The sequence below is a fragment of the Budvicia diplopodorum genome (genome assembly GCF_009800925.1).
GTDB classification, from domain to species: Bacteria; Pseudomonadota; Gammaproteobacteria; order Enterobacterales; family Enterobacteriaceae; genus Budvicia; species Budvicia diplopodorum.
The window spans coordinates 359755-366080 of the sequence record NZ_WOYF01000002.1 but is presented as its reverse complement, the minus strand read 5'-3'; the positions used below and the strand labels follow the sequence as shown (position 1 = coordinate 366080).

Sequence of the window (6326 nt, the reverse complement as noted above, 5' to 3'; positions counted from 1 at the left end):
AGCCAAACTGAAAGGTTACCATTCTCGCGGCGAAACTGACGGCTGGAGCTCGGGGATTTACGGCACATGGTTTGAAGACGGTAAAACTCAAGAAGGTGCTTACGCCGATAGCTGGCTACTGTATAGCCGTTTTAAAAATAGCGTCACCGGCGATGAAATGGCCACCGAGAAGTACTGGACCGAGAATGTGATGGCTTCACTTGAGTTAGGCTATACCTTTAAGCTGAGTGAAACAAAATATGAGGAAGGACATAACCGTCGTTCTTATATTCAGCCACAGGTTCAGGTTGTTCAAACGGTGGGTAACGATCTTGATCATAAGGAACATAATGGCACTCAGGTTAATAGCGAGGGTGATAATACGCAAATTCGTTTGGGTGCCCGAGCCTTCACGAAGGAAAGATGGCTCCAGCCTGATGGCAGTTTTAGAGAGTTTGAACCTTATGGTGAGCTAAACTGGCTAACCAGCAATGCAAAAAATTCAGTGAAAATGAATGAGACGACGGTTAGTAATAAGGGCATGAAAAACGTGCTGGAAATGAGGGTCGGTATTCGGGGGCAAGTCACCGATAACCTGTCATTATGGACAGACGTAACGGCCAAATCAGGTCAGGAAGGATACAGTGACATGATGGGACAAATTGGCCTGAAGTACGATTTCTAATAGTCCTGCCTCATACAGTTAAAAGAGCGGATAACTCACGTTATCCGCTCTTTTTTTTGGCGTTGACAACACGTAAATAGGGTTAAAAACAGTCACTATCTGTCTACCTTGGTTTTTCTCATGTAGCAACGTTGCCGGTTTCCTTCTGTTTAATTTCCCTGTCATCCAATCACGATAGCGACTCGGCCATATCTCACCCGGTTTAACGCCGATCGCCCCGGCTTATTAGTCATTCACCTTTAGGCATGGGCATTTGCCAGCGTTGATGAACTCAGCCCGGCAGAGCGGGAGAGGGCGGCTAAGATAGCGCCTTTCTTATGCTGCGTGGCAATACCGGATAAAACTAGGGTGATTAACCCCGTTCTCCAGATATTGCCTTGGGCACGCATTCAAAATCGATTTTCTACCAACGGGTAAAGCGAGCTTCGCTTAAACGGACAAATAGATGAAACTCATTCAACCGCCGGATGAAACGGGGATTTTTGACACAAAAAAAGCCACCTCACGGTGACTTAATTTTCATTCTAATGGTGCTGAGGCCGGACTCGTACATTAATTTAACTAATTGATATTGAATTTAATTAATTCATGTATTGATAAATGTACCCGTATTTGTACCCGCAATTGTTTTTATGTGATTTGATTAAATAATTTTGAATACCGGAATGGTGTTCAATTTACTATAGCCATCCTCTTTCAGCAAACGGTATGCGTTGACTACAACTAATGATTAATTAGTTTAGTAAGGCGCTGCTTTAGACTTCATTAGTTCCTACGACAAACAGATATGATAGAGGTTGCAACTTGGCTATGCTCAGAGATAAATGCATCTGGCACCATTCAGTAAAAGCAGGTTTATCAAAATCGAGCTGGTGGTCACGAATAAACTCAAGATCTAGTATCACATATTCTGCATTCGCTGAGCTTTCCGTTGCCGGGTAGAAAATACCTTCGCTACCCAACGTGGTTAAATCATTAAACGCCGACTCAGTCACTCGAACGGTATGTATCAAATCAATATTCTCCAGTGATTTCAGTGACAGTAAACGGGCAATCAGATTCATGGTTGTACTCCTGTAAATATTTCGGTGGGAAGCGCTATCGCAATTGCCAGTTCTGTCTGCAGCCAGTCGGCAACACGTTGCCATTCAGCGCAACTGACATCAGATGTGATTTTCCAGACAGTCGGGCAGGTGTGATGAGCGAGCAGTAATACTGCCATGACCATAAAACAGTAGGGGCGACCATAGGTATGACAATATCCCCGGTCGTAGGGATGACTATGTTGATTAAGAATAAAAGTATCACCGCTGAGTTGGTGATGATGTTCCCCGTTAAAAACGATAACCCCAAGCCCTATTAAACTGTCGTCATAGCGCAGTGGCGTGATACCCGCACCGTTGCAGATAATAGGGATTGGTTCAATACCGGTCGTTTCCGGCTTTAGACGGAGCTGCCGATGGGCTCGGGTGACCAGACGACATAGTGTGAACCAGTCGTCCTGAGTGATATCGCGTAATAAGGTAAAATGAAATACACCAGGTTTGGACGTCGGTGATTTAGACATCTGAAGGTCTCCCTGTTGGTAAAAAGGATTATGTGATTGATTGTTGAGGTATATAGGAGGAATTACGTTGAAGATTGAACTGTTAATGCGGTATAGCGTATTGGAACCATCTGACTTATAGCCAACCTCGCTCAGCAAATGAGACTAATTCACCATGACCAATAACAAAGTGGTCGAGTACCTTTACGTCAACTAATGACAATGCTTCTTTTAACTTATTGGTGATTGAGCGATCTGCCTGACTAGGTTCTGCCAGCCCGGAAGGGTGATTGTGAGCAAGGATTACCGCTGCAGCATTAAATTCTAAAGATCCTTTAATGATTTCTCTGGGATATATTGATGTTTCGTTAATTGTGCCTAATGCAGTGACGTCACTAGAGATTAGACGGTGTTGGTTATCCAGATACAAAATCATAAAAACTTCCCTTTCCAATTGTTCTAGCTGCAAACGAAGGTAATCTCTGGTTTGTGTCGATGAAGTGAAAGAATAAGGTCTCACTTTGATTTGTTTTTCTAATAGCTGTAACGCCATGCTGATAATGCGCTGTTCACGCCGAATGTGATTGGACATAGTGGTGCTCTCATAATGAAGAATAACAAGATGGCAAAAAGGGCAGGCCACCGATGACGGTGAGCCTGCCCTGTTATTATCGAATCAAAGCGCCATTAATAGCACTATCCCGAATAGAATGACCCAGACCCAGAAATAACTTGGAGCCTGTCCTAGCGCCTTTGCCCGCCGCCATAAGTAGACCGGTACCAACCAGGCCATGGCACCATATCCGGAAGTATCGATACCCGCCTTTTTCAAGTTGTGCTCATCCCGATAACTGAGTGCAATATTCAAGATAACGGAGAGATACCAGAACGGATGGGTAAAGAGCAGTTGATACACCGAGTAGCCAAAGCCTCGTCGGCCATAAATCAGAATGGCGACAATGCTTTCCAGCAGAAACCCTAATAATGGTGCGAATGCCAATAACCAGACGATGGTATTGTTTAACCGGTAGCTGGGTAGTGGCGGCGGTTCATGTTCCGGTGTGGTAGGTAACGCAGCCGCCAATAACGTGGTGTTCAGCGGTACCCAGGCCAGTTGGCCCTGATGCCAGACGAGCGTATTGGCGTGGATGCGCCGTTGAGTGATAAGTGTTGTGATGTCTTTTTCGGTTAACGGACCGTGACGACGGCCTTCTTTCTCATAATGCCATTCGGTCATGAGTGATGTCCTTTTTGTGTGAAATTAAATAAACGAGATTGCATCAGTGCTAAAACAGACTGATGTCAGTGGGTTTTTAGGTGATCAGGGCTGAAATGAGCTAGAGGTTACTGAGTATGGATGTCGTCATGGATCAGCGCGGGGATCGCGTGTGGTCTGATAAATATATCTCTGGCCATATTCCCGATGATGTCGGTAGTGATGCTGTCAAACACGCTACCGATTAATCCGCCGACTAACGGTATCAGCTTGAGGGCATTGATACTGCCTTTTTGGCCGACCTGCGCCATCAGCTTAACGCCGACTGAGCGGTTGATGTGTCGTATTATTCCTGATGAGGTTTGACCTAGCAGTTGCCGGGTTAGTCGTGTACCGAGCTGGATACCGACATTCTTCAGGATATCCTTTGCTGTATTACCACATAAGCATAAATAGACACAGGTTTTGACATTATCGTCCTTCAGACTATGGCCACCCAATAGAGCTATAGCTGCAATCATCCTGATTTGGATAAACAAGATGCTGGTCATATTGAGCGGTATCGTCACTGGCAGAGTCATCAGGCCACCTAATCCAGAGAGGAAGCCGCTGGCCCCAGCTTTGGTATTTTGCCAGCGTATTAAAGCATTCACACATTCTCGCCGGTCTGGGTGAGTATGCCGATAAGCATCAGCCAGCGCCTGAGCAGAGTCCAACCCGGGAATACCGTTGATAGCCCTGTCATACAGCCAATCAAGCGTTGACTGTAGGGTATTGATGGTCAGTCCATTATCATGAGTCATATTATCTATTCCTATTGATTCTCTTTGTGATGCATAGTGGTGTCAGGCTAAATGCTGGCGCATATTCTCAGCCATCACCCACAGGGCGCGATTAAGCTTGATATCACCATCGATACCGTTGATGGCCCTAGTCCGAGCTCGTTTACCTTTAGCTGAACGACTAGATAGCCCGCCTTTGATCAAGTTTTCCTGCAGTCGTTGGTACGTGGTCCAGAGGTCATCTTTTCTGTCTTCCCAACGCCGGGGCATCAGGATCTGTTCTTCGGTTATTGGTTGATACTCTTCACCGTAGCGGTAGGTTAAAGCCGCATGAGCAAAGGCTTCCTGAGCGGGTTTTGGTAGCGAGATGCCTTGCATGGCTTCCCGCTGTTCTTCTACTCGGTCAAATATGTTTAATACCTCGTAAGCACCTTCAATCACACGATCAACAACATCGCCTTTATGCGGTACGCGAATCTCGCCAAAGCTGTCACCACAGACCATTCCATTCGCACACACGAAGCGGAATAGGCCAGGGATCATCTGATAACTGCTGGAGCCGTCATGGCTGTTAAGTAGGATAATTTCAGGGACTTCTTTCCCGGTTATCTGGCCTTCACTACGTAGGCGTAGCATGTGTTTTGTGTGGTCTTGTTTATCAAGATTACGGACGCGAGTCTGACAGGCAAAGAAGGGCTGAAAGCCTTCTTTACGCAGATTATCTAATAGCGTAATAGTAGGAATGTAAGTGTATCGCTCACTTCTGGAGTTGTGTTTTTCTTCGGATAATATACTGGGGACGTGGCGAGCTAATTCGTCATTGGTTAATGGTCGGTCGCGGCGAATACTATTCACCGCACCAAATCGGGAAGCAAGACGTGTCATTGATTTATTTCCTCAACATAGATAATAACCTCAGGCTTGAGCGTTGTATTCCATCAGCCTGAATAAGCGTGATATGACCGATAGGTGAGTGATATCAGAATTATGATGTATGTGTGAAAATAATTAGAACGATGTTGTTTTTTATTAGACGTGAGAAAGGCCTTTTTGATAATGATATAGGTTTAATAAAACTGCAGTACAGAGCTTATAAACTTAGAATAAGACATTTTCAACTTGATTATCTTAGTATCAATCATTGATATTTCTTATATTCATTATCAATCATTAATTCAATCATTTCGTTAATTTTTCGTTTGCTGATTGCTGTCATTTTATCGAGTTTATCTTTGGCATTTTGTGAAATATAGGTGTTAAGTAATTTCTGATCCGAGACTTCATCTCTGTATTTTTTCTGGCTCCAGGCCTTCTTCATCTTGATTAAGAAGAGTTCTTTCTCCGAATCTAATGCAAACCATGAATCAAAAGCGGCAATAATAGTGAAGTACATTTCCTTTTTACTGATGGGAGTCAGTATATTTTCATTTTTAATGATGACCCCGCTTCTCTTCATATAGTCCCACGCCCATTCGCATTGTTTTTTATTCTCTTTTTTTATCCAAAGAAAGCTAGTGGAGAATGTGTAAACTTTTTGGAGTTTAATTCTTAGATGATAGAAATAGACTCGTATCATTCTTACATCGGTACGCAATATATCAAAGAATTCAACTATCGCATTATAGCGTTCTATGGTACTGGCCGGTATTTTGTTGATGGGTAATTGGTCATAGATTGGTGGGGTTTTTGAGTCAAATAGATTGGTGTATAAAGGGAGGTCTTTATTTCGAATGTCTCTAATCATAAGCCATGCCCAGAAACAATTTCGGTCATTAATCTTTATCCAGTTAAATTCTTTCTTCGGTAATATAACCTTGTTACAGGCGGCTCTCATTTTATCAACGAATGCCTTTCTCTCAAGGAGGTCAGGATAAACAATAACAAGGGATTCATTAATCGCATTACAGTTATTGGCTAATCTATATAGGTTAAAAAAGGAGTGGTTACTCCTCATATACTCTTCATAAAAATTAAGTCGTCTTATATCACTATCACGAATGATAACCTTTTCTTTAATATCCTTGCCTGTTTGAATTGTCATTATTATCGCCTTAAAAAATCAATTTTATCTTTTTTCACTACGTAGATTTTTATGTGATAACTGGTGTTGTTTTTTAT

At 43.3% G+C, this 6326-nt stretch carries 8 protein-coding genes and 1 pseudogene; 1 reads left to right on the top strand and 8 read right to left on the bottom strand.

Annotation, left to right across the window (positions count from 1 at the left end; translation table 11 throughout):
- Positions 1–664 (top strand): autotransporter outer membrane beta-barrel domain-containing protein (locus GVI43_RS04020; protein WP_159565452.1); only part of this gene is annotated, 664 nt, incomplete at its 5' end.
- An 18-nt stretch (positions 665–682) separates the two neighbouring features.
- Here GVI43_RS04020 and GVI43_RS04015 read toward each other — a convergent pair.
- The 8 genes and pseudogenes from GVI43_RS04015 to GVI43_RS03980 form a co-directional block, all read right to left on the bottom strand.
- A pseudogene (locus GVI43_RS04015) lies at positions 683–1053 on the bottom strand (helix-turn-helix domain-containing protein).
- A gap of 366 nt (positions 1054–1419) precedes the next feature.
- Complete coding sequence (locus GVI43_RS04010; RefSeq protein WP_159565451.1) at positions 1420–1728, bottom strand: hypothetical protein; 309 nt, start codon at positions 1726–1728, stop codon at positions 1420–1422.
- On the bottom strand, positions 1725–2231 hold the full coding sequence (locus GVI43_RS04005; RefSeq protein WP_159565450.1) for a hypothetical protein: 507 nt from the start codon (positions 2229–2231) through the stop codon (positions 1725–1727). Before GVI43_RS04005 ends, GVI43_RS04010 begins: the two co-directional genes overlap by 4 nt.
- A 115-nt stretch (positions 2232–2346) precedes the next feature.
- The gene (gene radC / locus GVI43_RS04000; RefSeq protein WP_159565449.1) at positions 2347–2802 is read right to left on the bottom strand and encodes a RadC family protein; all 456 of its coding nucleotides are present in this window, start codon (positions 2800–2802) and stop codon (positions 2347–2349) included.
- An 84-nt stretch (positions 2803–2886) separates the two neighbouring features.
- Positions 2887–3447, bottom strand: coding sequence for a DUF4339 domain-containing protein (locus GVI43_RS03995; RefSeq protein WP_159565448.1), 561 nt, complete (start codon positions 3445–3447; stop codon positions 2887–2889).
- A gap of 107 nt (positions 3448–3554) precedes the next feature.
- Positions 3555–4229, bottom strand: coding sequence for an EcsC family protein (locus GVI43_RS03990; protein ID WP_159565447.1), 675 nt, complete (start codon positions 4227–4229; stop codon positions 3555–3557).
- A 42-nt stretch (positions 4230–4271) separates the two neighbouring features.
- A complete protein-coding gene (locus GVI43_RS03985) occupies positions 4272–5093 on the bottom strand; it encodes a DUF932 domain-containing protein (RefSeq protein ID WP_159565446.1) in 822 nt (273 codons plus the stop codon).
- A 253-nt stretch (positions 5094–5346) separates the two neighbouring features.
- Positions 5347–6249 (bottom strand): hypothetical protein, encoded by a 903-nt coding sequence (locus tag GVI43_RS03980; RefSeq protein WP_159565445.1) that lies wholly within the window; start codon positions 6247–6249, stop codon positions 5347–5349.
- Positions 6250–6326: the final 77 nt, after the last annotated feature.